The sequence below is a fragment of the Burkholderia singularis genome (assembly GCF_001718875.1).
Lineage (GTDB): Bacteria > Pseudomonadota > Gammaproteobacteria > Burkholderiales > Burkholderiaceae > Burkholderia > Burkholderia singularis.
On sequence record NZ_CP013449.1, the window covers coordinates 990,953 to 1,014,602 of the forward strand.

The following is a 23,650-nucleotide window of genomic DNA, read 5'->3' on the forward strand; positions in this document are numbered from 1 at the left end:
CACGTTACGAAGAGGACGATTGACATGAAAGCGTACATTTTTCCCGGCCAGGGCTCGCAGAGCAAGGGCATGGGCGGCGAGCTGTTCGACGAGTTCGACTATTACACGCGGACAGCGGACGACATATTGGGCTATTCGATCAAATCGCTATGCCTGGACGATGCACAGCGCCAATTGAACGACACGAGATATACCCAGCCCGCGCTCTTCACGGTGAACACACTGAGCTACCTGAAGGCGCTGCAGGACGATCCGTCGCCGCCGGCGTGCGTCGCCGGACACAGTCTCGGCGAATACAGCGCATTGCTCGCGGCGGGCGCGTTCCGCTTCGACGTCGGGCTAGAGATCGTCAAAAAGCGCGCGGAGCTGATGAGCGACGCGCCGGCGGGCGGCATGGCCGCCGTGTTGGATTGTCCGCTCGACGCGTTGAAGGGCTGCCTGCAAGACGCGGGCGTCGACGGTATCGACATCGCGAACTACAACGCCGATTCGCAGATCGTGATTGCCGGCGCGCGAACGGAATTGGCTGCCGCGTTCGCGGCGTTCGACGAACGCGACGTTCGCTATGTGCCGCTCAGGGTGAGTGCCGCGTTTCATTCGCGTCATATGGCGCCGCTCAAGGATGCGTTTCGCGCGTTCCTGAGCGGTATCGAATTTCGCCCGCTGCGCGTGCCGGTCGTGTCGAATCTCGACGGCGCGCTGTATCGCGACGACGATCTGATCGAGAGGCTGTCCGCGCAATTGTGCGGCTCGGTGATGTGGCGCGATTCGGTACTGCGGATGCGCGCGCTCGGCGTCACGCGTTTCATCGAGGTCGGCCCCGGCGACGTGCTGACGAAACTGAACGGGAAAATCGCATGAAGGCCGCGCGGTTTTCTCCCGACGCCGATGCGAACCGCGGCGCGCCCGACGAACCGGACGGCACGCACGAGTCCGACGCCGTGCTCGAATGGTTCGGCCCGGATCATGGCGATTTCGCGTGGCTCGAGCAGGCGATCGCCGAGCATCCTGCCGCGTTCTTCGCCAGCGGCCGGTTCGGCGGGCAGCGCCCGCACGTCGACCCAGAAGTGATCTTCTCGACGGTCGAACTGCCGGATAAGCCGGTGGAAGCCGGCGCGCACGCGGCACACTTGATCGACGACGTATTCTCGCGCGTCATGCCCGTCGCGTCGCCGTCGTTCGTCGGGCATATGACGTCGGCGCTGCCGTCGTTCGTGCCGTCGCTCGCGAAGGTGCTGGCCGCGCTGAACCAGAACGTCGTGAAAACGGAGACGTCCGCCGCGATGACCGCGCTCGAACGTCAGGTGATCGGCATGCTGCACAAACTCGTGTTCAGCGGCGACGACGCGTTTTACCGCCGCTGGCTGCACAGCGGCGATCACGCGCTCGGCGTGTTCTGCTCCGGCGGAACGGTCGCGAATCTCGCGGCGCTGTGGGCGAGCCGCAACAATCTGCTGCGCGCTCGCGAAGGTTTCGCGGGCGTCAAGCGCGTCGGCATTGCGCAGGCGCTGCGTCATTACGGCTACGAAGGTCTTGCCATTCTCGTATCGGAGCGCGGGCATTACTCTTTGCGCAAGGCGGCGGACGTGCTCGGCATCGGCCAGGATCATCTGATCGCGGTGCCGGTGGACGCCGAGCACCGGATGCGTGTCGACGCGCTGGGCGACGCCGTTCGAGACCTGCGGCGGCGCAACGTCCGTCCGATGGCGATCGTCGGCATCGCGGGCACGACGGAGACGGGCGCGATCGATCCGCTCGATGCGCTGGCCGACGTCGCGCGCGACGCGGATTGTCATTTCCACGTCGATGCGGCGTGGGGCGGCGCGACCCTGATCTCCGGCCGGCATCGTCATCGGTTCGCGGGCATCGAGCGGGCCGACTCGGTCGTCATCGACGCGCACAAGCAACTCTATGTGCCGATGGGCGCGGGCATGGCGTTGTTCCGGGCGCCGACCTGGACGGCCGAGATCAGTCAGCACGCCAATTACATCGTGCGCAAGGGCTCGAAAGATCTTGGGCGGCACACGCTCGAAGGGTCGCGCGGCGCGGCGTCGGTGATGCTGTATGCGAACCTGCATCTGCTTGGGCGAAGCGGATACGCGCGCCTGATCGATCTCGGCATCGACAATGCGCAATACTTCGCGTCGTTGATCGAACAGCAAGCGGATTTCGAGCTTGTCAGCGCGCCGCAGCTCAACATTCTCACCTATCGCTACGTGCCGGCAGCCGTTCGCCGTGCGCTCGTCGACGGGCCGGCGTCGCGGCGGCAGCCGATTCACGACGCGCTCGATGCGCTGACCGTCGACATCCAGCATGCGCAGCGCGACGCCGGGCGCTCGTTCGTGTCGCGCACGAGGCTCGCGTCGCAACGGTGGCCGCAGCGGCAGATCGACGTGTTTCGCGTGGTGCTCGCGAATCCGAAGACGACCCGGGCATTGCTGGACGACGTGCTCGTCGAACAGCGCGCACTCGCGCAAGCGAGCCCGCATCTGCGCCGCCTGCTCGCGCTCGTCGATGCCGGTGCCGGTGATGCGCGCAACGCCGGCCGAGCATAGCGCGGCGCGCAGTCCGGCGCGTCGGCCGTCCGTGCGGCATAGGCGACGCGGCGATGACGATGGCAAGTCGACGATAGGCAACGATGGAGGCATATGACAGCAAACAAGATGTTCGACGGTCGAAGAATCGTGTTCATGTACCCAGGGCAGGGCAGCCAATATTTCCGAATGGGGAAAACGCTGTTCGAGCGCGACGACGCGTTCCGCGGCAGTCTCGAATGGCTGAACCGGATCGTCGAGGCGGAGATCGGCGCGTCGCTGATCGACTACGTATTCGATCCGGGCAAGAATCCGGCGATGCCGTTCGACGATACGCGCTATTCGAATCAAGCGGTGTTCTGCTTCGAATATGCGTTGACTCAGTCGCTGCTTGCGCATGGTGTCTATCCGGATTGCGTGCTGGGCGCGAGCCTGGGCGAGCTGGTCGCCGCCTGCGTCGCCGGCTCGCTGAGCCCGCGCACGTGCATTGCGATGCTCGCGGACAGCGCGCGGACGATGGCGCGCACCTGCAGGCCGGGCGGCATGCTCGCGGTGCTGGCGTCGCCCAGCCTGTTCGATCGCGACGCGGTGTTAAGCGGGAACGCCGAACTCGCGTCGATTTCGTTCGACCAGCATTTCGTGGTCGCGGGCACGGCGGCGGGCATGGACGTGATCGAAACCCATCTGAGTGCGCGCGGCGTTCCAACGGCTCGATTGCCGGTCGAATACGGATTCCATTCCGCGGCGATCGACCCGGCGCGTGAGAGCCTGCGTAGGCAGTTTGCGGACATCGGCGCGAGCCGGCCGATCGTTGCGCTGTTGTCGTGCGAAAAAGCCGATTTCGTCGACCGTCCGGACGCGGCGCACCTGGACGCCGTGCTGCGGCGGCCGATCCAGTTCAAGCGCGCGATCGAGCGACTCGAACAGCAAGGCGATTACTGGTATGTCGACGTCAGTCTGTCCGGTACGCTGGCGACATACTGCAAGCATCTGCTCGGCCCGTACAGCCGCTCGTCGAGCGTCGCGGTGGCGACGCCGTTCTCGCGTCATGAGTCGCTCGATCCGGCGCATTGGCTCGTGGGCAAATACATGCCACCCACCGCCGCATGAGCGGCGTCGCCGGTTAGAGGCCGTTCCCGCTAGTGGCGCGCATCGAACATCGTGCGCATCGTGTCGACGCGCCTCGCGAACGCGTCGAGCGCGGCGCGCAGCGTATCGCGTGCGAAGGCGGTCTCGCCGTTCGTCGAGCGTGCCCGATTCATCTCGGCGCACGCATCGCTTAGCCGCTGATCCCGAAACACGTGAGCCGTCGCGACGATGTCGTGCAGACAGGCCGCGAATGCGACCGACGCGCAGTCGGTCTTCGCGAGCGTGACGCGCTGCGACCGATACGCATCGAGCGCGGCATCGAACATCGCCCGCACGGTTCGATCGGTGCCGTACACCGCCAGCAGCATGTCGAGCGCGGCGCGCGATTCCGAGTCCGCCGGTTCTTGCGCCGGCCGGGCATGCAAGTAGCGAATCAGAATGGCCTGAAGCTGCGCGAGCGGCAGCGGCTTGACAAGAACCAGGTCCAGGCCGGCGCTCAATCCGCATCGAACGTTGCGATCTCCATGGATGATGTTCGCGCTGATGCCGATGATCGGCAAGCGCCGCACGGGACCTGCCGCCCGGTCGGCTGCTTCGCGCGCGCGCCAGCGGCGCGCAAGCGTGAAGCCATTCATGTCCGGCATCCATAGATCGGTGATGAGCATCGAGTGTTCTGCATTGCATAATGTTTCGAGCGCTTCGTTGCCGGACGGCACGACTCGATACGGGTAGCCAAGCTCTTCGAGTTGCCGCTGCCAAACGATCCGGTAGAGCGCCTGATCGTCTGCGACGAGGATCGGCGCACAGCGGGGCGGCGACGTGCGCGCGGCAACGCTCGTGCGCAGATCGGCCGCGGCGGTCCGTGTGTCGAACAAGTTCGTGCAGACGGTCCGGATCGAGCTGGGATAGAACGGCCGCGAGCCTATCGTGGGCAGATCCGCGTCGACGCATACGCCGCCGATCAGAAGGCGCTCGGTGACCGCGACGATCGCTGTGCCGCCGGGGCTTCGCGCGGCTTCCGCACGCGCTGCGGGTTCGTCGGTGACGTGAAGATCGACGCTGCCCGTATCGTCGTCGAAGGCGACGGTCATTCCCATTGCCGTCAACTCGGCGCGCACGTGTTGCGCGAGCGCGCCATCGCGCAACGTGACTCGCGCTCGACGCTTCGCGCACCCCGGCACCTGCGCCCGGGCGCGCTCCGACACGGGCAACGTGATCCGTGCGCGGACAGTCGTGCCGGCTCCAGGCTGGCTCGCGAGATGCAATCCGCCGCCCATCCGGCACGCGAGCTGCCGGCAGATCGGCAGGCCGAGGCCGGAGCCGCCGAATCGACGCGATGTCGACGCGTCGGCCTGCACGAACGGCTCGAGCACGTTGTCGAGATCGTCGCGGTCAATGCCGATGCCCGTATCGGCAACCTCGACGCTGACGATTTGCCTGTCGAGCGAATCGTCGATGACGACGACGCGCACGTCGATCGTTCCATGTTCGGTGAATTTGATGGCATTGTGCAGCAGATTCGACAGAATCTGCCGGATGCGCAATGCATCTCCGATCAGCCACGCCGCCACGCGCGGATCGATCTCGAGCCGAAGCTGTAGCGCCTTGGCGGCGACATCGGCCGCAACCACTTGACAGCTGTGCTCGACGAGTTCGCGTAGATCGAATGGTTTTTTTTCGAGAATCAGTTGATCGGCGTCGATACGGGAATAATCCAGCACCTGATCGAGGATATGCAGCATCGCCTGCGAAGCGCCGCGCAGGGTGTCGACCATGCTGTGCTGCGATGGCGTCATGTTGGTCGAACCCAATAGTTCGAGCATGCTGAAGATGCCGCTCATCGGCGTGCGAAGCTCGTGGCTCATCGTCGCCAGAAAGCGCCCCTGCGCCGCGGAAAGGCGCTCGGCCTCGATGCGCGCGGCGCGCAGCGCGTCGGCTTGCTGATGGCTGTCCGTCGAATCGATCCAATAGCCGTCCCAATCGAGCGTGCCCTCGGGTGACGCGGGATTATAGGCGCCACGGCTTTGTATCCAGCGCTCGCCACTCGGCGAGCGCACGCGAAATTCGCAGCTGTAGCCGCTGTGACGCTTTGCCGCATCGTCGAGCGCGTGCTGCAGCGTCGCGCGATCGTCGGGATGCACGGTCGCGAACACGCGCCGCTCGTCGGCCATCATTTCACGTGGCGAGAGTCCGAAAAGCGGCAACGTATCGCCGTTGATATAGCGAAAACTCAGCATGCCGCTCGCGTGACGCCGCAGCTTGTAGACAATCCCCGGCAGGTTCGCCGTGATGCCGTCCAAATGTTGTGCGTTGTAACGTGCGGCCAGTTCATCATTGCGGATCGGCGTGATGTCGATAAACGTTGCGATGACATCCGCTTGTGCAGGATTTGACGCGGGAAGCGGCGAAAAACGATAAAGCACAGAGCAGGGGCGGCATGTGTGCCCGATATAACGTATCTCGCCGCATTCGACGGCATGCTTGCCGCCTCGCGTGTGGAGCCGCGCGGCAATCGCGCTCCCGAGTTCGCCATCGATACCGCCGATATCGTCGATCCGGCGGCGCAGCAGCACGTTACGCGCTTTTCCGGCGAGTTGCGCGAATGGTGCGTTTGCCATGACGATGCGGCGCTCATGGTTGACGACTATGACAGGCAGCGGGATGTGCTCGAGTGCGTCAAAGTCTCGCAGTGGCGATGCGCGGCAGCAAGCGCAGCGGCGATAGCGACGCGGGCGCAATATTACGTACAGGGCGAGCAATGCACAGGCCATTGAAGCCGTCACGATCCAGACTATCCGTGACGAAAAATCGCTGCCCCATGCATCGCTGATGTGATAGTGAAACAGAGAGGGGAAGGAAAGGGCGGGAGGCGCGAGGTCTGGCTGAGTGACTGGATCAGACGTGTCGGGCATGCTGGTGGCCGCGAGCGCTGCCTGATGAAGCAATAGCAATAGCGAGCTTGTCATTGCGTAAATCCGCATACGCCAACAAGCGGGGTAAATCATCGAAAATCCTTTCAGCCATTGACACGAGCAGGTATCCTACCCGCGATCTCTTCCCTCGTACAAACTTAGGATGATTGAAAAGAGGGATAGATAATTCAAGCAAGCACGAGGCAGCAGTATGCAGAGGAACCCGCTAAACATTATCGTGGCTGACGACCATCCGTTGTTTACCTTGGGCGTCGAGGCATTGATGAACAAAAGTGGGCTCGGCCGCGTGAGTGGCCAAGCGGAAAATACCGACAAGCTGATCGATGTCCTGAAGGCGTCGCCATGCGATCTGCTTATTACCGATTATTTGATGACGGGCAAATTGCATGGCGGAGGCATCCGTCTGCTGAGCTACGTTCGTCAAGCGTTTCCGGCACTTCCCGTCGTTGTGCTGACGATGGTCAATAACGCCGCCGTGCATCGCACGATCTGGCAGTCGGGCGTTTCCGCGCTCGTCAGTAAGGCGGACTTGCCGAGCGAATTGCCTGTTGCAGTCCAGGCGGCAGCGGCCGGCAGACGCTATTTGTCGTCGGTCATTCGCGGCGTGATGACCTGTGAGCGTCCGGTTGCCATGCAGACGGTTCCATTGTCACCGCGTGAGACGCAAGTCTTAAAACTGTTCGCGGCCGGCCTGTCGGCTTCAGAAGTGGCGGATCGCTTGAAGCGCAGTATCAAAACGGTCAGCCGCCACAAACGATCGGGAATGGATAAGCTCGGGGTATCGACTGACGGTGCGTTGTTCAAGTATATGAACCAATACGACGATATCGATGATTCGGATTGAAAGCGGAATGCCGTCATGCGCAAAAATGAGAAAATTCTCATGCTGTTCTGACACAAATGCACGTATATTCGTGCATATCGTGATGCTCTTAAATTTTCTCGATTTGCCAGTGGTTCACGGTGTTATCGATAGTGGCCCACATTTTCGGTGCAGCGTTACTCATCAAAGAAATGGATGAGTTGAATGGCAAGTGACGGTATGGTCAGCAAGGTGGCATGAGCCGCACCTGTCCTTGCGTTTGTCCGATATCGCCAGCCAACTTGAGATCAGCGCGTTCCTCGGCGATCGAACCGGCGACAAACCGCTGGGCTTGCTCGCAGCGTTCACACTCGAAATCGATGGAAATCCTTTCTCGAAAAATCGAAACGGCCATTCCGAATAGCGGTGCTCTGAAGTTACGCTGCGCTGTTCAGACGCGCATTGATCTACCATGCGTTGAGCAGAGTAATGGATGTGCGCAGGCGAGCAAAAGGTGAATTGATGCGGGAATCGTTTGGACCGATATGCTATGGCGGGATGAACGTGGCAACGTAATATGCGCACCACATTGACGTGGCGCAGACTCATATAAAGCAGCCGTGGGAAAAATCGGCCGCAGTCCGCTTACCCGTTCCCGGTCAACGGCATCATGACGAAGAGCATGTATTTCAAATCAATATAAAGGACCTAGATTGGATACGCGGTTTCTTCGGAGTCTGGTTGCTGTCGTTGAAACGGGGTCTATTGCGGCAGCCGCACGTAAAGAGAATCTCACGGCCGCGGCCATCGGACAGCGAATTCAAACGCTCGAACAAAACCTTGCGTCTCAATTGCTGATACGTTCCGCGCGATCCGTCACGCCGAACGAACGATGCCTCAATTTGTTGCCCGCCATGCGCGAGATCATCAGGATGACGGATGAATTGCAGCGGCCGATTGGGGATGGCGAATTGGCTGGGCATTTCCGCATCGGCATGATTCCGACGGCGTTGACCTGCACGGTGCCGAATCTCGTCGGACGGTTATCCGCGGCCGCGCCGTTGCTGCAGCTAAGAATCGTTCCCGGTTGTTCGCATGTGCTATACGAGATGGTTGTGAAAGACGAATTGGACGCCGCGATTCTCGTTCATCCGCCGTTCGCTTTGCCGAAGGTCTTGCGTTGCGATGTGCTGAGATCGGAACCGCTTGCGCTGGTGGCGAATCGGCGGGTTGCCCACGAAAAAGTGCTGGCATCGTTGCGGGAACGGCCGCTTATTCAGTACGACTCTCATTCCTGGGATGGGCAGATCGCATCGCGATACCTCATGGACAATGCGATCACGCCACGGGTCCACTGCGAAATCGATTCGCTCGAAGCGATCACGATGCTCGTGAAGCAGGGGCGCGGTATTTCATTGGTGCCGTCGTGGGCTGGATTGACTGCCGGAGAAGTGCATGTGACTCCGGTGCCAGACGCCGCGGAATATGCGCGCGATGTCGTTTTTCTGAGGAAAGCGTTTACGCGGCACACGATGGCAGTGAATGCAGTGAGAGCCGCGCTGGTGACGACGAACGAAAACGCCTCGAGACTTCGTTCCCGTGAGTGGGCTATCGGGTGTATTAGCCGGGAGTCGGTCTGATAGGTAGCTCGCTTATAAATAAGAGACGCGTAAATTCCTTTCGTCAGCTTTGAAGATGTAGATCTTCACGCGGCATTCCCCCGCGAACAAGAACAAGATCTCATGGACGCCTTTACGCGCCGACGTTCGGCGATCGAGCGCGCGGCGCGCTGCAAGCTCGACGAAGTGGGCTGGCGGTGCGGCTATTTCCGGTTTTGCAGGTGAACGCCGGTCGCCTTTGACGCGCATCAAGTGCATGTCGGGGCGTGCGAGTACGCTGGATCTTGAAAGATCATTCGTCCCTTGCGCGGCATGCAGCGCCGCGTCATCCGATCTCCATCGTGGCCGATGCCGTTGGGGCGAAAGCGTCGGCTGCTTGTCAGCTGTCAGAGGAGTGCAAACCATGAGCAATCTGACCCGTTACGATCCGTTTTCGATCGAACCCGTTGCCGACCTGTTTCAGGGGCTGTTCAGGCCGCTGCGCGGGATGACGTTTGCAGACGAACCCGATCTTGCATCGATGAAGATCGACGTTACCGAAAGCGACAAGGCGTATACGGTCAACGCGGAGCTGCCCGGCGTCTCGAAGGACGATATTGACGTTCAGGTGACGGGGAATACCGTATCGATCAACGCAAAGATCGAGCGGAGCAACGAACAGAAGGACGGGGAGCGCGTGATTCGGCGCGAGCGCTACAGCGGTGCGATCGGCCGGTCGTTCTCATTGTCCGGCGAAATCGACGACGCGAACGCGACGGCCACGTATCAGGACGGCGTGCTGTCGCTGACGCTGCCGAAGAAGGCGCCGGCCGCGCAGAAAAAGCTCGCGATCAATTGACCGGTACATAGTAGGTCGCTTCCAAGATACCGTACTTGCGGCATAGCTTCGCCGGCTTCGGGCCGGCCTTGGCTTCCTTCAAGATATCGATGAATTGACGGCTTACGTTCTCTCGATGGAGATCATGTCAGGCTCCGCTCGCCGCGAATGCCCAAGCCACCAGTTAACGCGAAGCACCGAACAATCGAATCACGATGCCGCGCAACCATCGGTTGCCGGCCTCATGGTGATAGCGTGCATGCCAATGCTGCCGTACCGCAAACCCATCCACCGGGATCGGGCACGCATGCACCGCCAGATCGCTGGCCTGAGCCAGTGTTTCGCCGATATGGCGGGGTAGCGTCGTGATCAGGTCGGTCGTCTGGACGATCGCCCCCAATCCCAGAAAACCCGGCAACTCCAGCACCACGTCGCGCTCGATACGCGCCTGCCGCAGCGCCTGCTCGAGAAGTTGCGCGCCCGTGCCCGCCGTAATGGCGATATGTCCTTCGGAACGATACTGCTTTGCCCGGAGGCGACCGCGAATTCTCGGGTGATGCCGATTGACCAGACATACCCAGTCCTGGTCGTACAGCTTCTGCTGATAAATGCCGCCGCCCAGCCACGGCACATAGCCGATCGCGAGATCGGCTTCGCCGGATTCGAGCGCGCGTTCCGTATTGCCGTCGATTCGCGCGGCTTCCAGCCGGACGCCGGGTGCCTGTACACGGACATGGGCCAGTAGCCTGGGAAGCAGCGTGATGTGGCTTGCGTCGGTCATGCAGATGCGAAACCGTCTCTGGGCTGTCGCGGGATCGAACGCGATCTCCCACGCGGTGAAGCGCCGCAGAGACTCGAGAATTTCCCGGCATGGCCCAATCAATGCGTCGGCTTGAGGTGTCGGCGCCATGCCGCCGGGGGTTCGGATGAAGAGCGGATCGTGCAGGTATTCCCGCAGGTGCCCGAGCCAGATGCTGACCGTCGGCTGGCTCTGGCCCAGTTGTTCAGCGACGCGCGTGACGCTGCGCACGTCGTACAGGAGATCGAAAAGCTGAAGCAGCTTCAGGTCGGGAAGGTCGGCGGGCATTGTGCTTTATTGTTCATTGCAATGACGTCATTGTATCCATTGCATTGCCGGCATGAGCGGTGACTCCTATCGTGAGGCCATACGTCAAGGAGAAGCCATTGAAAATCGCGATTCTGGGGGCTGGCGCACTGGGCTGTGCAATCGGCGCGCCCCTTACCCAAGGCGGTCACGAGACTTGGTTGATCGACCGCTCGCCCGCGCACGTCGATGCGATGCGTCGTGACGGCCTGCGCGTCGACGACGCCAGCGGCACCCGCCACGTACCCGTCCACGCGACGACTCGGGCTGGCGATGTCGGCGTGGCCGACCTGGTGGTGGTGCTGGTCAAGTCGTTCCACACCGATGCGGCCATCCGCGGCGCCCAATCGCTGGTGGGGCCGGATACCACCGTGCTGTCGCTGCAAAACGGCCTCGGACACGAGGACATCCTGATCGACGCCGTCGGCCGCGAGCGCGTGCTTGCGGGCAAAACCTACGTCGGCGGCGTGCTGCGCGGCGCGGGTCATATCGAATCCGGCGTGATTGGCAAATGCACGTACATCGGCGAACTCGACGGCCGCATCACGCCGCGTGTACGGGCAATCTCCGACGCGTTCAATACCGCCGGCCTAGCCACGACGATCAGCGACAACATCGTCGGCACGATGTGGGACAAGCTGCTGGTGAATGTCGCGACGGGTGCGATTACAGGCCTCACCGGCCTCACCTACGGGCAGCTTTACGACGAACCGCTGCTGAAGGCGACATCGCTCGCGGCCGTGGCCGAGGCGATCGCCGCAGCGCAGGCGGCCGGCGTGAAGCTGTCGATGACCGATCCCGAGCAGGCATGGACGCTTGCCGCCGAGGGGCTGCCCGCGACCTTCAAGACCTCCATGCTGCAAAGCCTGGAGAAGGGCTCGATCACCGAGATCGATTTCATCAACGGTTCGGTCGTCAGGTGGGGGCGGCGCTACGGCGTGCCGACCCCGGTGAATGCAACGCTCGTCGCCTGCATCAAGGGGCTGGAACGCGCGATGGCCGATCGCCAACGGAAGGAAGCCGCCGCATGAACGTGCCGAAAGCCTATCTCGAACACGTCGCGATTCGGGTGAAGGACATCCGCTGGCATATCCGCTTCTTCGAGGACGTTCTCGGCATGGCCCTGCGCGAAATGGACGGCACGCCCGACGCACCGCGACAGTACTGGACGCTCGGCGGCCTGCAGTTTATCCATGCGCCGGAACATGATGGCCCGGAAGGCCGGCTTGCCCATCTCGGCGTGATGTGCGAAGACCTGGAGGCCGCGCTGGCCGCGGCACGGCGATTCGGCGCGACGCAGATGCCGCAGGGACGGAACTGGCTTCGTCTACCCGACGGGCTCGCCGTCGAACTGATTCAGGCTAGACCGGCTTCTTGCGTCGCGCAGGCGCTGGCAATCAATCCGCGCGCGGAGGCGTGACCATGACGATCGTCGAAAAATACTGGGACGACGCCCGCGAGGGCGATATCTGCACGAGTCCGAGTTACACCGTGACCAAAGAGCGCATCCTCGCGTATGCCGACCTCACCGGCGACCATACGCCCGTCCACGTGGACGAGGACTACGCGAACGCCAGTCATTTCGGCTGCCTCGTCGCGCACGGGCTGTTCGGCCTGTCCGTCGCCGATGGCCTGAAGACGCAGAGCGACTATCGCTTTCTGCCGGGCATGTCGCTCGGCTGGACTTGGGATTTTCTGCTGCCGATCAAGGTCGGCGACGTGCTGCACGTGAAGTTCCGCGTCGGCTCAATGCGGGCCAGCAAGAGTCGCCCGGACTGGGGCATCGTGGTGCTGCCGTCGGAGCTGATCAATCAGCACGGCCAGATCGTTCAACGTGGCGAGCATCGCCTGATGGTGCCGCGCCGTCCGGAGGCACTGTGACACAGGCTCGTCCCCTCGAAGGCATTCGCGTCGTCGACTACAGCCATTTTCTTGCCGGTCCGTATGTCGGGCGCTGTCTTGCCGCGCTCGGCGCCGAAGTCATCAAGGTCGAGCGCCCCGGATCAGGCGATGCCGGACGTCAGCACGCGACCGTGCTCGACGAGCAGCAAAGCGGCTATTTCCTCCAGCTCAACATGGGCAAGCGCGGCGTGAGCGTCAACATGAAAGACGGGCGCGGCAAGGCGTTCATGCAACGGCTGTGCGGCTCCGCCGACGTCTTCATCGAGAACTATCGGCCGGGCGCGCTGGACAAGCTCGGGCTCGGCTATGCCGAACTGTCGGCGCGCAATCCGGGGCTCGTCTACTGTTCGATTTCGGCATATGGGCACACCGGTCCGGATGCGCATCGCGCAGGCTTTGGGTTGATCGCGGAGGCCAAGAGCGGAATCATGCAGATGGTGGGCACGCCGGGCGAGCGGCCGCCACTGCTGCGCATCTCGCTCGGCGACATGTACACCGGCATTCATGCGGTCGCGGCCATCAATGCCGCACTGCTGGGGCGCGTGAAGAGCGGCCGCGGACAGCATGTCGACATGGCGCTGTACGACACGCTGGTATCGATGCACGAATACGCGGTGCAGTGCTACACGCTGCAGGGCGTGCTGCCCGAGCAGACCGGGCACGACATGCCGACCTCGACGCTCTATGGCGTATTCCGCGCCGCTGACGGCGATCTCGTGATCGCCGCGCAAGTCGACGATGCGTGGAGGCGCTTTGCCGAGCTGATCGCGACGCACGACGGCCCGGCGGGCTTTGGTGCCGACACGCGGTTTCACGACAGTGCCGGGCGCAACGCGCACCGTGCGGAGATTCTGTCGACGGTCGAGCCATGGGTGGCCGCGCGTTCCGTCGCGTCGGTGCTGGAACTGCTGGACGGCATCGACGTTCCTTGCGCGAAGGTGCAACGCATCGACGAGGTGCTGGCCGATCCGCAGATCCGGGCCAGGGGCATGATCGTCGAGCAACAGCATCCGCGCTACGGGACACTGCGCCTGCCGAACCTTCCATTCCGGTTTTCCGATTGCGATACGACGATTCGCGACGTCGCTCCCGATCTCGGCCAACACAACGCGGAAGTCGCTCGTTCCTTGGGTTTCGATGCGGACGAAATCGACGCGATGCAGGCAGATGGTGTTCTCTATTCAAAGGCGAATCAACGATGACTGACCAGTATGCGGTGATCGGCAATCCGATCGGACACACGAAATCCCCGCTGATTCACGGCCTCTTCGCGCAAGAGACGCGGCAGGACATCAGTTATACGGCCATCGACGGGCCGCTCGAGCCGATAGGCGCCTTTGCCGCGGTGGTCCGTGCATTTTTCGACGGCGGCGGCAAGGGCATCAACGTCACCGCGCCATTTAAGCTCGACGCGTTCGCGATGTCCGACGAGCGAAGCGCGCGTGCGACGCTGGCGGGCGCAGCCAATGCGCTCAAGTTTGACGGCGGCCGCATCTTGGCCGATAACTTCGACGGGATCGGACTGGTTCGTGATATCGAAGTCAACCTCAATCTTCCGATGGCCGGCAAACGCGTATTGCTGCTCGGTGCTGGCGGGGCGGCGCGCGGCGCGTTGTTGCCGTTCCTTGAAGCCGGGCCGGCCGAAATGTTCATCGCGAATCGCGACGTCGACAAGGCACGCGCACTGGCCGCGCAAGTCGCCGGCCGCGGTTCGCTCGTTGTCGGCAGCTATGCGGACCTCGCGCGGATGGGGCGTTTCGACCTGGTCGTCAATGCGACGTCGGCCAGTCTGACCGGTGATCTTCCACCTGTTCCGCCAAGCGTGTTCAGCCCAGCCGGCACGGCCTACGAACTTGCATACGGCAAGCGTCTGACGCCATTTCTGCGGCTCGCGAAGCAGGCGGGGGTGCACGGGATCGCGGATGGTGTAGGCATGCTGGTCGAGCAGGCGGCCGAAGCGTTCGCATGGTGGCGCGGCGTGCGCCCCGAGACCAGTTCGGTGATCGATCGGCTGGCCGTGCCGTTAGACTGAGCATTGGTTTCTGGCTGTCGTGGTTGCTCTTGGGGGCAACTTTGAAGGACAAGTCGAATTAGATAATGCTTAATAGCGATATCTGGTGGTCGTTTTGTGAAATTTTTCGACTTCCGGAGAGCCACCAGATATCCGTCCCGGGATGTCCGGAGACATTCAAAAACCCGCGTAGCTGAAAGGCTTCGCGGTTTTTTGTGATTAGGATGAACCGATCCCTTCAGACGTAATACATGGCGGTGAACGTCATGCGCCGATGAAGTGTCGCCGATGCGGCGTCCCTTGCTTCCAAATGAAGCTTTCCATGTGATAGTGCGCGATATTGAGGCCAATCATCAGCCACCAGAGCACGAGCATGTCCTGGGCTCCCCGCGTCAACACCGCCGCGATGATGACAGCAAGCAGGGGATTGAGCAGCCAGACGGGCAGGAAGGGGAACAGCCGATAAAGCACGTTGGGCCGCGTGCCGCGATTGCGGATCGTGTCGTGCCGGATATAGGCTATGAAACCGGTGACGTCGTGCAGAATGCGCACGATCATCAAGCCGATGAGGGCGTAGGGCGTCTTAAAGATCAGGACGAGTGCGAGCAGGAACAACAACAGGTTGAGCCCGAGTAGCGAAGCGCCGATAGCGTTGGTGCGAATCCGCCAGAGCAACGTCCCGCCCGTGATGATCATTACGATCAGAAGCGGCGGCGTGATGGCGGCGGTGACCATGGTCAAGGTCCGGTAAAGCGGGTCGCCATCCATGTCGTGAAAAAGCGAGACTTGCATATAGGCGATGACGCCCAGCGCGATCGTGCTGTACTTGCAGAGCGACGAGAGCAGCGAGACACGCACTCTGGCCGCGCCGAACGCGATGCCGTATTGCTGAGCGATGACATGATAAATGGTCCAGATGAAATTGACCGCCAACATGATTTTTGGCGATGCGCCGAGCATGTACAGCGCGAGCGGCATCAGCATCAGACCGAGCACGCACAGGGCGCGAAACCCATAGGCCGACCAATACTCTCGGTCGCAGGTGGTCTGAAAGCTCGACACGATGTGAGGCATGCCGAACACGAGGCTCCAGTACGGGATTTGCTCCGGCGTCTGGTAGCTGGGCGGCGCGTACAACAAACCGAGCGAGCAGAAGAGCACGATCGGCGCGACGGGGAAAAACCAGGCCCAAGGCATCAAGAACGCCCTGCGCAATGACACGTTGCGCAAGGAGGGAAGCGGCGCGGAATGGTTCATGGCGATACCCGCTCAGGTCGAGGCGCTCGGGAACTGTCCAGGGTCAATGGTTCTTCGCGGTCAGCAAGGGTACGCCGGCCAGGCGCGCCAAGGCGTGACGCGATACGTCCTGAGCGATTTCGGCAGAGGTTCCGCTGGAAGGCCATTGGTTGGCCGCCGAGACGAGCAGGTCGGCGTTGCCGCTCAGCAGACCGCGATGGGGCCAGAGAATGAAATCTTCGTAGCACATCGAGAAGGCGACACGCTGGCCGTGCAAGCGCACGACGTCACGCCCCAGGAGGTTCGTCTGCGCTCCGCCGTCATAACCGAACTTCCAATCGCCGATCGGCATCGGCACTTGCGAAGACACGATCACGCTACCGTTGCCGCCATCGCCGTAGCCGACGAGGGCATTCCTGAAGCTCGTGTTTTCCTGGTTCCATACTTCTTCGCCGACGAGAACCGTGGCGCCCAGCGACCTGGCGTACACGGCGACGTCACGCCAGATGTCTGTTTGCGAGCGCCGGCTCGATCCGGAAATCGATTCCGGCAACACGACGACTATGTTCCCTTCTTCGAGAGCGAACCGAGCCGTCTCCGCCAAGAATTTGCGGCGCACGAGCATGTCGTCGGACCACAGCTCCGGACTCTTTCCCAAACGAAGGGAGAGGGCGAGCCAGCCGCTAGGCGTGGAAGGTACGGGGAACGTCAGATTGGCGAGGTAGGCCGACAGCGCGAGAACGGCGATGCCGACTTGGCGGGCGATGCTTCGGCGGGTGCAAGTCGCCACGAGCGCGAGCAACGCCAGCGTGGCGAGCAGCCCCCATCCCCTCCACGCGGGGAAGAAAAGTCCGGCGACCATCAGTGGCGATCCCCAGTGAAACAACCCCAACGGAGGTACGCTTAGCAGGATCAATGCGGCTAAAACGCCCAAGACGCGGCGAAGAGGAGTCTTGCCACGAGACTGATACGTCAATGCCCACGGGAGAGCGAGGAGGACCGAATGCGCTGCCCATACGGCCCAATTGGCGCCGAGCGGCCATCCGGGGAAAAAGCCAGCGATGATGCCGGGCACCGCGCGGGTCGCCATGCCGTAGTAGGAGGCGGCGACGAAAAACGCACCGAGGCGGTTTTCGGCACGGTAGATCAACATCGGCAGGAAGAGCAGTAGCGCCATGGGTGCCAATCGTTGCTCGGACGACCAAGCCAACATGGCGATCGACGCGGCTCCCAGGCAGCACGCGGGCGTCGCCCAGTTCGTGCATACCCAACCCACGAGCAGCTTCGATTCCGTCAAAAGGGCAAAAACGACACGACGCAAGAATGATTGACCCAGCAGAGACGAATCAACATCGGCATTGAGATCGTCATACCTTTGATCAGCCATGGAGCAGTTCCTGCGCGGAATGGAATTGGGCCGGCGTTCGTCGCGCCGGCGCTCGTCTTCGTGAATGGCTTATTGAGGCCCGGAAAGAGGCTGGAAGATGATATATAGCGGCCCCTGAGTGCCGTGATCCCAATTTGCGCTTTGCGAAGCGCAAAGTGATGGGGAATTACACACGACCGTGCCGGGGCTGGAGCCACTCAGTTTGATACTATTTCGCGTGCCGGCCCCCGACCACGACGATTGCGTCGCACCGGTGTAGGGAAGACCGTTCGTGGAATATCCCAAAGGCCAAGTCGAAGAATCAGTCGCGCAGGTGTCGCCTTTGGTCGAACTGGCTTTGGCCTCGACATATCCGACCGAGCTGCAGTTCAAACCAGCTTGACTGATCTGTATGGTGGTGTCGTGACCCGTGTCGTTCATGCAATGCGTGCCTGAGCCGCCTGCCGTCACCTTTGCGGTAAAAGGCTTCGACGGCGCGGTAGGCATATAAATGCATGCGTTGACACTGGCCCCTGCACCCGCATAGGCGAACATCGGTAACGCACATAGCCCGATCGAGAGAAGTTGGGCGATCTTACGAGTTTTCATGCCGAGCCTCCGTTAGGAACGTATTTCTTCGAGCGAAGGTTCGCCCGTTATCTGCGATAGCAATCTCAGCGGGGTGACGAGTGGCGCCTCTGAATGCGGCTTTTCGACAAACCCCACCACCTGTAGCGTGTGTTGCCGGCAGAAATGGCAATGCACCGAAACTGATAAAAGGCGACGTGATTCTAATTGGCGAGAAATCAGCGCATGGCTTGAGAAAATTTGAGTTGATGTCTATATTTTTAATCAACTTGATTCATTAAAAGTCTAATTAAAACATGGTCAATGTCAAGATAGAAATTGATTATGGTTCCAATGTCCTTCGGAGGTTACCATCCCTCAACATTTGATTTAAATAAGCGCTGTGCTTGACGAACGCGTTGTGCGTTGCATTTATTCAATTGCGTGAATTGTTTGCATTGATTGAGTGGCGGCATGTCGGTGCGATTGACCTGATCCGAGATCAAATCATAAATTAAGGAATATTATGTCAACGAGCTATCGGGGTTCCCAGGCTTTTAACCAGATATTCGCGGTCGAAGAACAGGTCAACAAGAGCACCGGATCGTTGTCGTTAACAAAAGTGCTAATTGATTTGGCGGGAGTGAGGCATAGCATTGATTTAAAGTTGTCGCTGGTATATAGCCCCGGAAGCTCGGGTATTCTCGGGCTGCCGAAGGGCTGGTTGTACGATTTGCCCTACGTGGTACCCGGAAAAAGCCTATCGCTGCACGGGCGCTCGTTCATCATCGATCCACTATGGTCTGACGCGACCGGCTACCAATCGGGGCTGCGATACGAGAACAATCACGGCATCCTGTTCCGGACCGTCATCCCTGCGCAACCATTGCCGTCCGGCGGGCAATACTCGTATCGCGCCGATCTTGCCGACGGCACCCGCTATTTCTTCGACAGCGTCGGTAAATTGCTGGCTCAGCAAGACCGCTTCGGCAACAGCCTGGTCTACTCCTATGTAACCGATCGCGACGTCTATAACAATTTCCTTTCCTCGATCACTGATTCTTGGGGGCAGACGATCACGTTTGCGCAGATGCCCGGTGTCGAGCAGAGCCTGACCTTGCCGGACGGCGGTAATTTGAGCCTGGCGCTTAGTCCGCAAGGCGTCGCTTCGATCGTCGACCAATTGAATCAGACGACGACGCTTTCGTACTCGACGTTCGCCACTCAGCCCGTCGTCACGCAGATTAGTTATCCGACAGGATTGACGACCACGGTCACCTACACGGGAATCACCGGCAAATTCTCCGATGGTTCTTCGGTGAGCTTCCCGGCGGTCGCTACCCTGACCCATGCGGACGCCAGCGGCTTTCTTGATCAGACTTTGTACACGTATGGGATGAATACCGCGGGCCGAACATTTACCGGAGCCTCCGCAGGCTACCTCATGTCGAGCGGCGCTGACGGATTGATGGACAGCAACAACATGTCCTATGTCTATGACGTCTACATTCAGAACGTGGATGCAAACGGCAAGCTGGTTGGAGCGTCGTCGCTCTATTTCAATTTTCTGCACCTGGCCGTTCGCACGGAGGAATATCTCGTCCAAAGCGATGGCTCGGCGCAATCATGGAGAAAGATCGAGTACCAGTACCACATCGATCCTAACCAGCATGCGCGTACACCGAGCTTTGCCATGCCGGTGCAGATCGATTCCTCCGATTGGTCCGCGAGCCGCGGTGCGTTCCTTCCAACGCAACGGCAGACGTCGGCCTACGATATCTTCAATCAACCCGTCACGCGTGAGCTGAGCTTCTACGATGCCGGCACGGAATCGTTCGTGAAACAATCACAGGAGCGCTATATCTATCAGACTGTGAGCTGGAGCGATGGACACACGACCGAAATGCCGGCGACCAGCCAGCGGACTGACGCCGTATCGGGAAAGACGAATCAGACGAGCTATACGTTGACCCGCGACAAGACCGCCATCGCCGCGCGGACAAGCGCCATTCAGTCTCGGCCCGGCGGGGCGTTTACCCCATGGAAGACGATCCAATATTCTTACGACACCTGCGGCAGGATCACCCAGGTCACCACCAGTTGGGCTTCGGGTGCAGCGGAGCAGCCGGGTGTCGGCAGCGTTACCACGAAATACGCCTATGCATACGATGCCGGCACGCATCAAGGCAGCATCGCCGTCACCGATTCGCGGGGCAATACGAAAACCGAGTATGTGTGGCAGGATCTGCCGAAAGCGCCGGTTTGCCGAACAGTCGACGCGCTCGGCAACGTGACCTCGATGACGCTGGACGCCTTTGGCCGCACGCTGACACTGACACAGGCCGACGGCAGCGTCAGCCGAACCATCTACAGGATCTGGGCACAGGACCGGGTCAACCAGATGGTCAGCGCGAATCCGCTCGGTTACGTGCTGGCCACGCAGTACGACGGCCTATCCCGGCAAATTCAGTTGCTCGACAACGGCGGTTTGTCGACGCATCCGAACGGTCAGCCGCAACGCGTGGTGAACCGATGGCAGTACGACGCGATGGGGCGCGTGATTGCCGTGACGGACGTCGACGGCCGTGTCATCACTCAACGATGGGATAGCCTGGGGCGCAAGATCGGTTCGACGGATCCCGTGGGCAACGTCTACACATACAGCTACAGCGCCGACGACAGCAGCATGACCACCCAGTTGAACGGAGCCAAGGTGCTGTGGACGCAAAGCGATCCGCAGAATCACGTTCTTGCCAAGCAGGTATTCCCGGTCAGCGGGGGGCTCGATACGTTCGGTATGGCGAACGTCTACGATGGCTTCGGCAATGTCATCAACGAGACCTGGACGTCGATCACCTCAGCGGGTGGCGTGCCGCAGACGCTGAAATCGAAGACATACGCCTACAATCCGGACAGCGCGCTCACCAGTGCGACGCTGGCCAGCACTGCAGCGAACGGGGTCACATCGACGAAATCGATTACGCGCGATCTCATGAACAATCCCCTTTCGTGGGTGAAAACCACCACCTATGGTGGGCAAAAGCGCTTCCAGCATCAAAGTCCCGTCAACGCCTATGATGCCGACTCGCACCTGATCAGCGTCACGAACGCCGTCGGTCAGGTGCAGACGTATCAATACGATGCGGCCGGCCGGATGTCGGGGGCGACTACGCCTGGCGGTTCGACGCTGGCGTACGCCTACGATCGCGTCGGCAACCTGCTGACGATGACCGTGACGCAAGGCGGAACGCGGCTCGGCGTGCAGTACACATACGATGCCGTTGGCCGGATGACTTCGGTCGGAGACGGGATGCAGCAGTTGTCGATGACTTATACGCTCGATGGCAAAACGCAGCAGGTGACTTATCCGGGGCTGCTTACGCAATCCTATGCGTTCGACGCGAGCAGCCGGGTGATCCGTTCGACGGATGTGTCGGGCACGCAGACGAGCTATCAATACCGCCCGGATGGTTTGGTCGGCTCCGTGTCACAAGGCGCGCTTAGTCTGGTGATCGACTACGGCGTCGCTGCGGGACGCAAAGGCACGCCCATTGGGCAGACGATGTCGACCACGGGGCCGCAGGCCGGGCTCGTCTGGAAGCGCAGCTTCAGCTACGACGGCTTCGGGCGCTTGGCTTCGCAGTCGACCGAGTCCACGTCGAGCGCTTACCAAGCGTCGTACATATACGACGTTCAGTCCAGGCTGATCTCGTTGAATACGAATTCCAGCGACGGATCGACAGCTGCCGCTTATCAATACGACGGTCTCGACCAACTGATCAGCGAGTCGCAGCAGAACGGCACGCAACCGCCCGTCGTAACGACTTACCAATACGACGGAAACTACAACGTCATCCAATCGACGTCGCAAGGCCACAGCGTCAATTACACCTACAATGGGCTGGACCAGCTTACGCTCCCCGGAATCGACTATGACGCCAACGGCAATATGTTGTCGGACGGAAGCGGTGGCATGTACGCTTATGATGCGTGGAACAGGCTGACGTCGGTCACGCATCCAGACGGCTCGTCGTCGCAGTATCGTTACTATCCGACCGGCGCACTGTCCGAGCAGCTCGTACAGCACAAGAGCTGCAAGTTCTATCAAGACGGTGCGCAGGTCAATTGCACAGCGGAGACGGTGAACGGCCAAACGCAGTGGACCACCTTCCTGTTTGCGCAGGACACGCGGATCGCGGCGACGCCGCTGGGGCAGGGCACGACCTACTACGAGACCGCGCGCGGCTCGACGACGCAACTGTTCGGGGCGAGCGCCAACGCCTTCAGCTACGCGGCATATGGCGAGCGATTCGGCGCGACGGACGGCGCCGCGTTTGCCGATTTCGGCTGGAATCAGGAATTCCAATCAGCGGCGAGTGGGCTCGTTTATTTGCGTTCTCGTTTCTATCACCCCAAGCTCAAACGATTCCTGAGCTACGACCAAATGCAGGTTGATAACCGGTACGCCTTTGGCGAAGGGAATCCGGTGGATCGCATCGATCCGACCGGACATATTTCAGGGGCCGAAATCGGATTGAACGTGCTAGGCATCGTTATCGGCATTGCCGGCGCGGTGGCGGCGCCGTTCTCGGGTGGCTCGTCCGCCGTCGTCGCGGCCGGCGTGGTGGGAGGCATCCTGGGAGCAGCGAGTTCCGCTACGGCGCTTGCCGCCTCGGCCACGAACAACCGGGGTGCGGAGATCGCCTCCTGGGTGCTGGGCGGTATCGGCGCGGTAGCCGACATCGGAAGCGTCGCCGCCAATGTGATGGGCCGCGCCGCATCGGGCGCGGCGGCGATCGAGCGTGCTTCGGCAAGCGCTTCCCGAGTGATGGAGGAGGGCGCGGGCGCGCCCTGGTCGCGGATCAACCCGCTTGGGCTGGACTACAACTGTGTCTATTGCACGCTTGGGTCGATGACGGGCGACTCAGCGCCGCAAACGGCGCGGATACTCGGTCGCACGGAAGGGCTGGTTCATTCCGATGCGGAAATCAGTTCCATGATGGTCGAGCGCGGTCTGTCACGAACGGGCAGTGTTCACAGCTTTGACGATCTCCAGTCGGCCGCTATTCACGTGAGCCGCTACAGCAGGGATGACGAATACTTGATCACGATCAACCAGGGCACGATGCGCCATGCTGTCCACGGGTTTTGGAACGTCGACGGGCAGATTACGGTGTTCGATGCTCAGCAGGGGTTCAATTGGACGGAGCAAGCTTTGGCCAATGCGATGCCCATGCGCCTGTGGCGCGCTGAAGGTGCGCAAATTACGAGGATCTTGAACGGGGAGGACCATGCGCTCAATATGATGCACTTGACCGAGGAATTCAGTCGGCTGCACATATAGGGGTAATCGTCCTTTCAAGGGCGAATGACGACATCTTCTTGCGGATCGTACAGCACCGCGATGCGTTCCGAACTGTAGTCGTGCGGCTTGCACGCATTCGTTACGGACACATCGCGTCCACCGAACGATACGGTGTTTGCCGATGTTTCGGTGCCGACACGCGCTACCCATGCCGGCAGTCGATGTCCTTTCTTCATCGCGTCGAATGCCGCGTTCGCCGCGCGGCCAGGCTTCAGGCCCAAATCCACTACGGCCTGGATTACCTTCAGACGGTCGAGTTCTCGCATGTTCAATGTCACCAGGTCCGGCATGGTTGGCTCCGCAG

General features: G+C 61.0%; 20 protein-coding genes. 12 read left to right on the top strand and 8 right to left on the bottom strand.

Annotation, left to right across the window (positions count from 1 at the left end; translation table 11 throughout):
• Positions 1-24 precede the first annotated feature (24 nt).
• From fabD to AQ611_RS20070, 3 genes are all read left to right on the top strand, one after another.
• Complete coding sequence (gene fabD / locus AQ611_RS20060; RefSeq protein WP_069235806.1) at positions 25-861, top strand: ACP S-malonyltransferase; 837 nt, start codon at positions 25-27, stop codon at positions 859-861.
• Entirely contained in the window at positions 858-2,555 is a 1,698-nt protein-coding gene (gene panP, locus AQ611_RS20065) for a pyridoxal-dependent aspartate 1-decarboxylase PanP (RefSeq protein ID WP_083237473.1), read from the top strand. The genes fabD and panP overlap by 4 nt, the downstream gene beginning before the upstream one ends.
• A 93-nt stretch (positions 2,556-2,648) precedes the next feature.
• Positions 2,649-3,644: an acyltransferase domain-containing protein gene (locus AQ611_RS20070; protein ID WP_083237474.1), complete on the top strand. Its 996-nt coding sequence runs from the start codon at positions 2,649-2,651 to the stop codon at positions 3,642-3,644.
• A gap of 29 nt (positions 3,645-3,673) precedes the next feature.
• On the opposite strand, the gene AQ611_RS20075 is transcribed toward AQ611_RS20070, so the two are convergent.
• Positions 3,674-6,589: a hybrid sensor histidine kinase/response regulator gene (locus AQ611_RS20075; protein ID WP_180978103.1), complete on the bottom strand. Its 2,916-nt coding sequence runs from the start codon at positions 6,587-6,589 to the stop codon at positions 3,674-3,676.
• A 157-nt stretch (positions 6,590-6,746) separates the two neighbouring features.
• Here AQ611_RS20075 and AQ611_RS20080 point away from each other — a divergent pair, with 157 nt between their 5' ends.
• The gene (locus AQ611_RS20080; protein ID WP_069235809.1) at positions 6,747-7,400 is read left to right on the top strand and encodes a response regulator; all 654 of its coding nucleotides are present in this window, start codon (positions 6,747-6,749) and stop codon (positions 7,398-7,400) included.
• Between the two features lie 202 nt (positions 7,401-7,602).
• On the opposite strand, the gene AQ611_RS25790 is transcribed toward AQ611_RS20080, so the two are convergent.
• Entirely contained in the window at positions 7,603-7,773 is a 171-nt protein-coding gene (locus AQ611_RS25790; protein WP_156789234.1) for a hypothetical protein, read from the bottom strand.
• Between the two features lie 298 nt (positions 7,774-8,071).
• On the opposite strand from AQ611_RS25790, the gene AQ611_RS20085 reads away from it, so the two are divergent.
• Positions 8,072-8,998, top strand: coding sequence for a LysR family transcriptional regulator (locus AQ611_RS20085; protein WP_082711756.1), 927 nt, complete (start codon positions 8,072-8,074; stop codon positions 8,996-8,998).
• A 12-nt stretch (positions 8,999-9,010) separates the two neighbouring features.
• Here AQ611_RS20085 and AQ611_RS26460 read toward each other — a convergent pair whose 3' ends face one another.
• Positions 9,011-9,226, bottom strand: a complete 216-nt coding sequence (locus tag AQ611_RS26460; protein ID WP_231936075.1) for a hypothetical protein — start codon at positions 9,224-9,226, stop codon at positions 9,011-9,013.
• A gap of 154 nt (positions 9,227-9,380) precedes the next feature.
• On the opposite strand from AQ611_RS26460, the gene AQ611_RS20090 reads away from it, so the two are divergent.
• The gene (locus tag AQ611_RS20090) at positions 9,381-9,815 is read left to right on the top strand and encodes an Hsp20/alpha crystallin family protein (protein WP_069235811.1); all 435 of its coding nucleotides are present in this window, start codon (positions 9,381-9,383) and stop codon (positions 9,813-9,815) included.
• A gap of 163 nt (positions 9,816-9,978) precedes the next feature.
• Here AQ611_RS20090 and AQ611_RS20095 read toward each other — a convergent pair whose 3' ends face one another.
• Positions 9,979-10,881: a LysR family transcriptional regulator gene (locus AQ611_RS20095; protein ID WP_069235812.1), complete on the bottom strand. Its 903-nt coding sequence runs from the start codon at positions 10,879-10,881 to the stop codon at positions 9,979-9,981.
• A gap of 98 nt (positions 10,882-10,979) precedes the next feature.
• On the opposite strand from AQ611_RS20095, the gene AQ611_RS20100 reads away from it, so the two are divergent.
• From AQ611_RS20100 to aroE, 5 genes are read left to right on the top strand one after another with little or no spacing between them, the layout of a single operon-like run.
• Positions 10,980-11,930 (top strand): ketopantoate reductase family protein, encoded by a 951-nt coding sequence (locus tag AQ611_RS20100; RefSeq protein WP_069235813.1) that lies wholly within the window; start codon positions 10,980-10,982, stop codon positions 11,928-11,930.
• Positions 11,927-12,319, top strand: a complete 393-nt coding sequence (locus tag AQ611_RS20105) for a VOC family protein (RefSeq protein WP_059514234.1) — start codon at positions 11,927-11,929, stop codon at positions 12,317-12,319. The genes AQ611_RS20100 and AQ611_RS20105 overlap by 4 nt, the downstream gene beginning before the upstream one ends.
• A gap of 2 nt (positions 12,320-12,321) precedes the next feature.
• A complete protein-coding gene (locus tag AQ611_RS20110; protein ID WP_069235814.1) occupies positions 12,322-12,780 on the top strand; it encodes a MaoC family dehydratase in 459 nt (152 codons plus the stop codon).
• Positions 12,777-14,003 carry a CaiB/BaiF CoA transferase family protein gene (locus tag AQ611_RS20115; RefSeq protein WP_069235815.1) on the top strand — a complete coding sequence of 409 codons (1,227 nt, stop codon included), beginning with the start codon at positions 12,777-12,779 and terminating at the stop codon, positions 14,001-14,003. Before AQ611_RS20110 ends, AQ611_RS20115 begins: the two co-directional genes overlap by 4 nt.
• Positions 14,000-14,833 carry a shikimate dehydrogenase gene (aroE, locus tag AQ611_RS20120; RefSeq protein WP_069235816.1) on the top strand — a complete coding sequence of 278 codons (834 nt, stop codon included), beginning with the start codon at positions 14,000-14,002 and terminating at the stop codon, positions 14,831-14,833. Before AQ611_RS20115 ends, aroE begins: the two co-directional genes overlap by 4 nt.
• A gap of 243 nt (positions 14,834-15,076) precedes the next feature.
• On the opposite strand, the gene AQ611_RS20125 is transcribed toward aroE, so the two are convergent.
• The 3 genes from AQ611_RS20125 to AQ611_RS25115 form a co-directional block, all read right to left on the bottom strand.
• The gene (locus AQ611_RS20125; RefSeq protein WP_069235817.1) at positions 15,077-16,069 is read right to left on the bottom strand and encodes a hypothetical protein; all 993 of its coding nucleotides are present in this window, start codon (positions 16,067-16,069) and stop codon (positions 15,077-15,079) included.
• A gap of 43 nt (positions 16,070-16,112) precedes the next feature.
• Positions 16,113-17,435, bottom strand: a complete 1,323-nt coding sequence (locus AQ611_RS20130; RefSeq protein WP_069235818.1) for a carbon-nitrogen hydrolase family protein — start codon at positions 17,433-17,435, stop codon at positions 16,113-16,115.
• Between the two features lie 69 nt (positions 17,436-17,504).
• On the bottom strand, positions 17,505-18,023 hold the full coding sequence (locus AQ611_RS25115; protein ID WP_197517155.1) for a hypothetical protein: 519 nt from the start codon (positions 18,021-18,023) through the stop codon (positions 17,505-17,507).
• A 484-nt stretch (positions 18,024-18,507) separates the two neighbouring features.
• Between AQ611_RS25115 and AQ611_RS20135 the strand changes: the two genes are divergently transcribed.
• The gene (locus AQ611_RS20135; RefSeq protein WP_083237476.1) at positions 18,508-23,325 is read left to right on the top strand and encodes an RHS repeat domain-containing protein; all 4,818 of its coding nucleotides are present in this window, start codon (positions 18,508-18,510) and stop codon (positions 23,323-23,325) included.
• Positions 23,326-23,339: 14 nt separating this feature from the next.
• Here the strand turns inward: AQ611_RS20135 and AQ611_RS26795 are convergent, their stop codons facing one another.
• A complete protein-coding gene (locus tag AQ611_RS26795) occupies positions 23,340-23,636 on the bottom strand; it encodes an Ivy family c-type lysozyme inhibitor (protein ID WP_180978110.1) in 297 nt (98 codons plus the stop codon).
• Positions 23,637-23,650 lie beyond the last annotated feature (14 nt).

Bases quoted from the DNA above. Each gene is read 5' to 3' on its own strand.
- AQ611_RS20090 (WP_069235811.1), top strand. From the start codon at position 9,381: ATGAGCAATCTGACCCGTTACGATCCGTTTTCGATCGAACCCGTTGCC.
- AQ611_RS26460 (WP_231936075.1), bottom strand. From the start codon at position 9,226: ATGCGCGTCAAAGGCGACCGGCGTTCACCTGCAAAACCGGAAATAGCC.
- AQ611_RS20070 (WP_083237474.1), top strand. From the start codon at position 2,649: ATGACAGCAAACAAGATGTTCGACGGTCGAAGAATCGTGTTCATGTAC.
- AQ611_RS20105 (WP_059514234.1), top strand. From the start codon at position 11,927: ATGAACGTGCCGAAAGCCTATCTCGAACACGTCGCGATTCGGGTGAAG.
- AQ611_RS25790 (WP_156789234.1), bottom strand. From the start codon at position 7,773: ATGGCCGTTTCGATTTTTCGAGAAAGGATTTCCATCGATTTCGAGTGT.
- AQ611_RS25115 (WP_197517155.1), bottom strand. From the start codon at position 18,023: ATGAAAACTCGTAAGATCGCCCAACTTCTCTCGATCGGGCTATGTGCG.
- AQ611_RS20130 (WP_069235818.1), bottom strand. From the start codon at position 17,435: ATGGCTGATCAAAGGTATGACGATCTCAATGCCGATGTTGATTCGTCT.
- AQ611_RS20125 (WP_069235817.1), bottom strand. From the start codon at position 16,069: ATGAACCATTCCGCGCCGCTTCCCTCCTTGCGCAACGTGTCATTGCGC.
- AQ611_RS20075 (WP_180978103.1), bottom strand. From the start codon at position 6,589: ATGACAAGCTCGCTATTGCTATTGCTTCATCAGGCAGCGCTCGCGGCC.
- AQ611_RS26795 (WP_180978110.1), bottom strand. From the start codon at position 23,636: ATGCCGGACCTGGTGACATTGAACATGCGAGAACTCGACCGTCTGAAG.
- AQ611_RS20110 (WP_069235814.1), top strand. From the start codon at position 12,322: ATGACGATCGTCGAAAAATACTGGGACGACGCCCGCGAGGGCGATATC.
- aroE (WP_069235816.1), top strand. From the start codon at position 14,000: ATGACTGACCAGTATGCGGTGATCGGCAATCCGATCGGACACACGAAA.
- panP (WP_083237473.1), top strand. From the start codon at position 858: ATGAAGGCCGCGCGGTTTTCTCCCGACGCCGATGCGAACCGCGGCGCG.
- fabD (WP_069235806.1), top strand. From the start codon at position 25: ATGAAAGCGTACATTTTTCCCGGCCAGGGCTCGCAGAGCAAGGGCATG.
- AQ611_RS20080 (WP_069235809.1), top strand. From the start codon at position 6,747: ATGCAGAGGAACCCGCTAAACATTATCGTGGCTGACGACCATCCGTTG.
- AQ611_RS20095 (WP_069235812.1), bottom strand. From the start codon at position 10,881: ATGCCCGCCGACCTTCCCGACCTGAAGCTGCTTCAGCTTTTCGATCTC.
- AQ611_RS20135 (WP_083237476.1), top strand. From the start codon at position 18,508: ATGTCAACGAGCTATCGGGGTTCCCAGGCTTTTAACCAGATATTCGCG.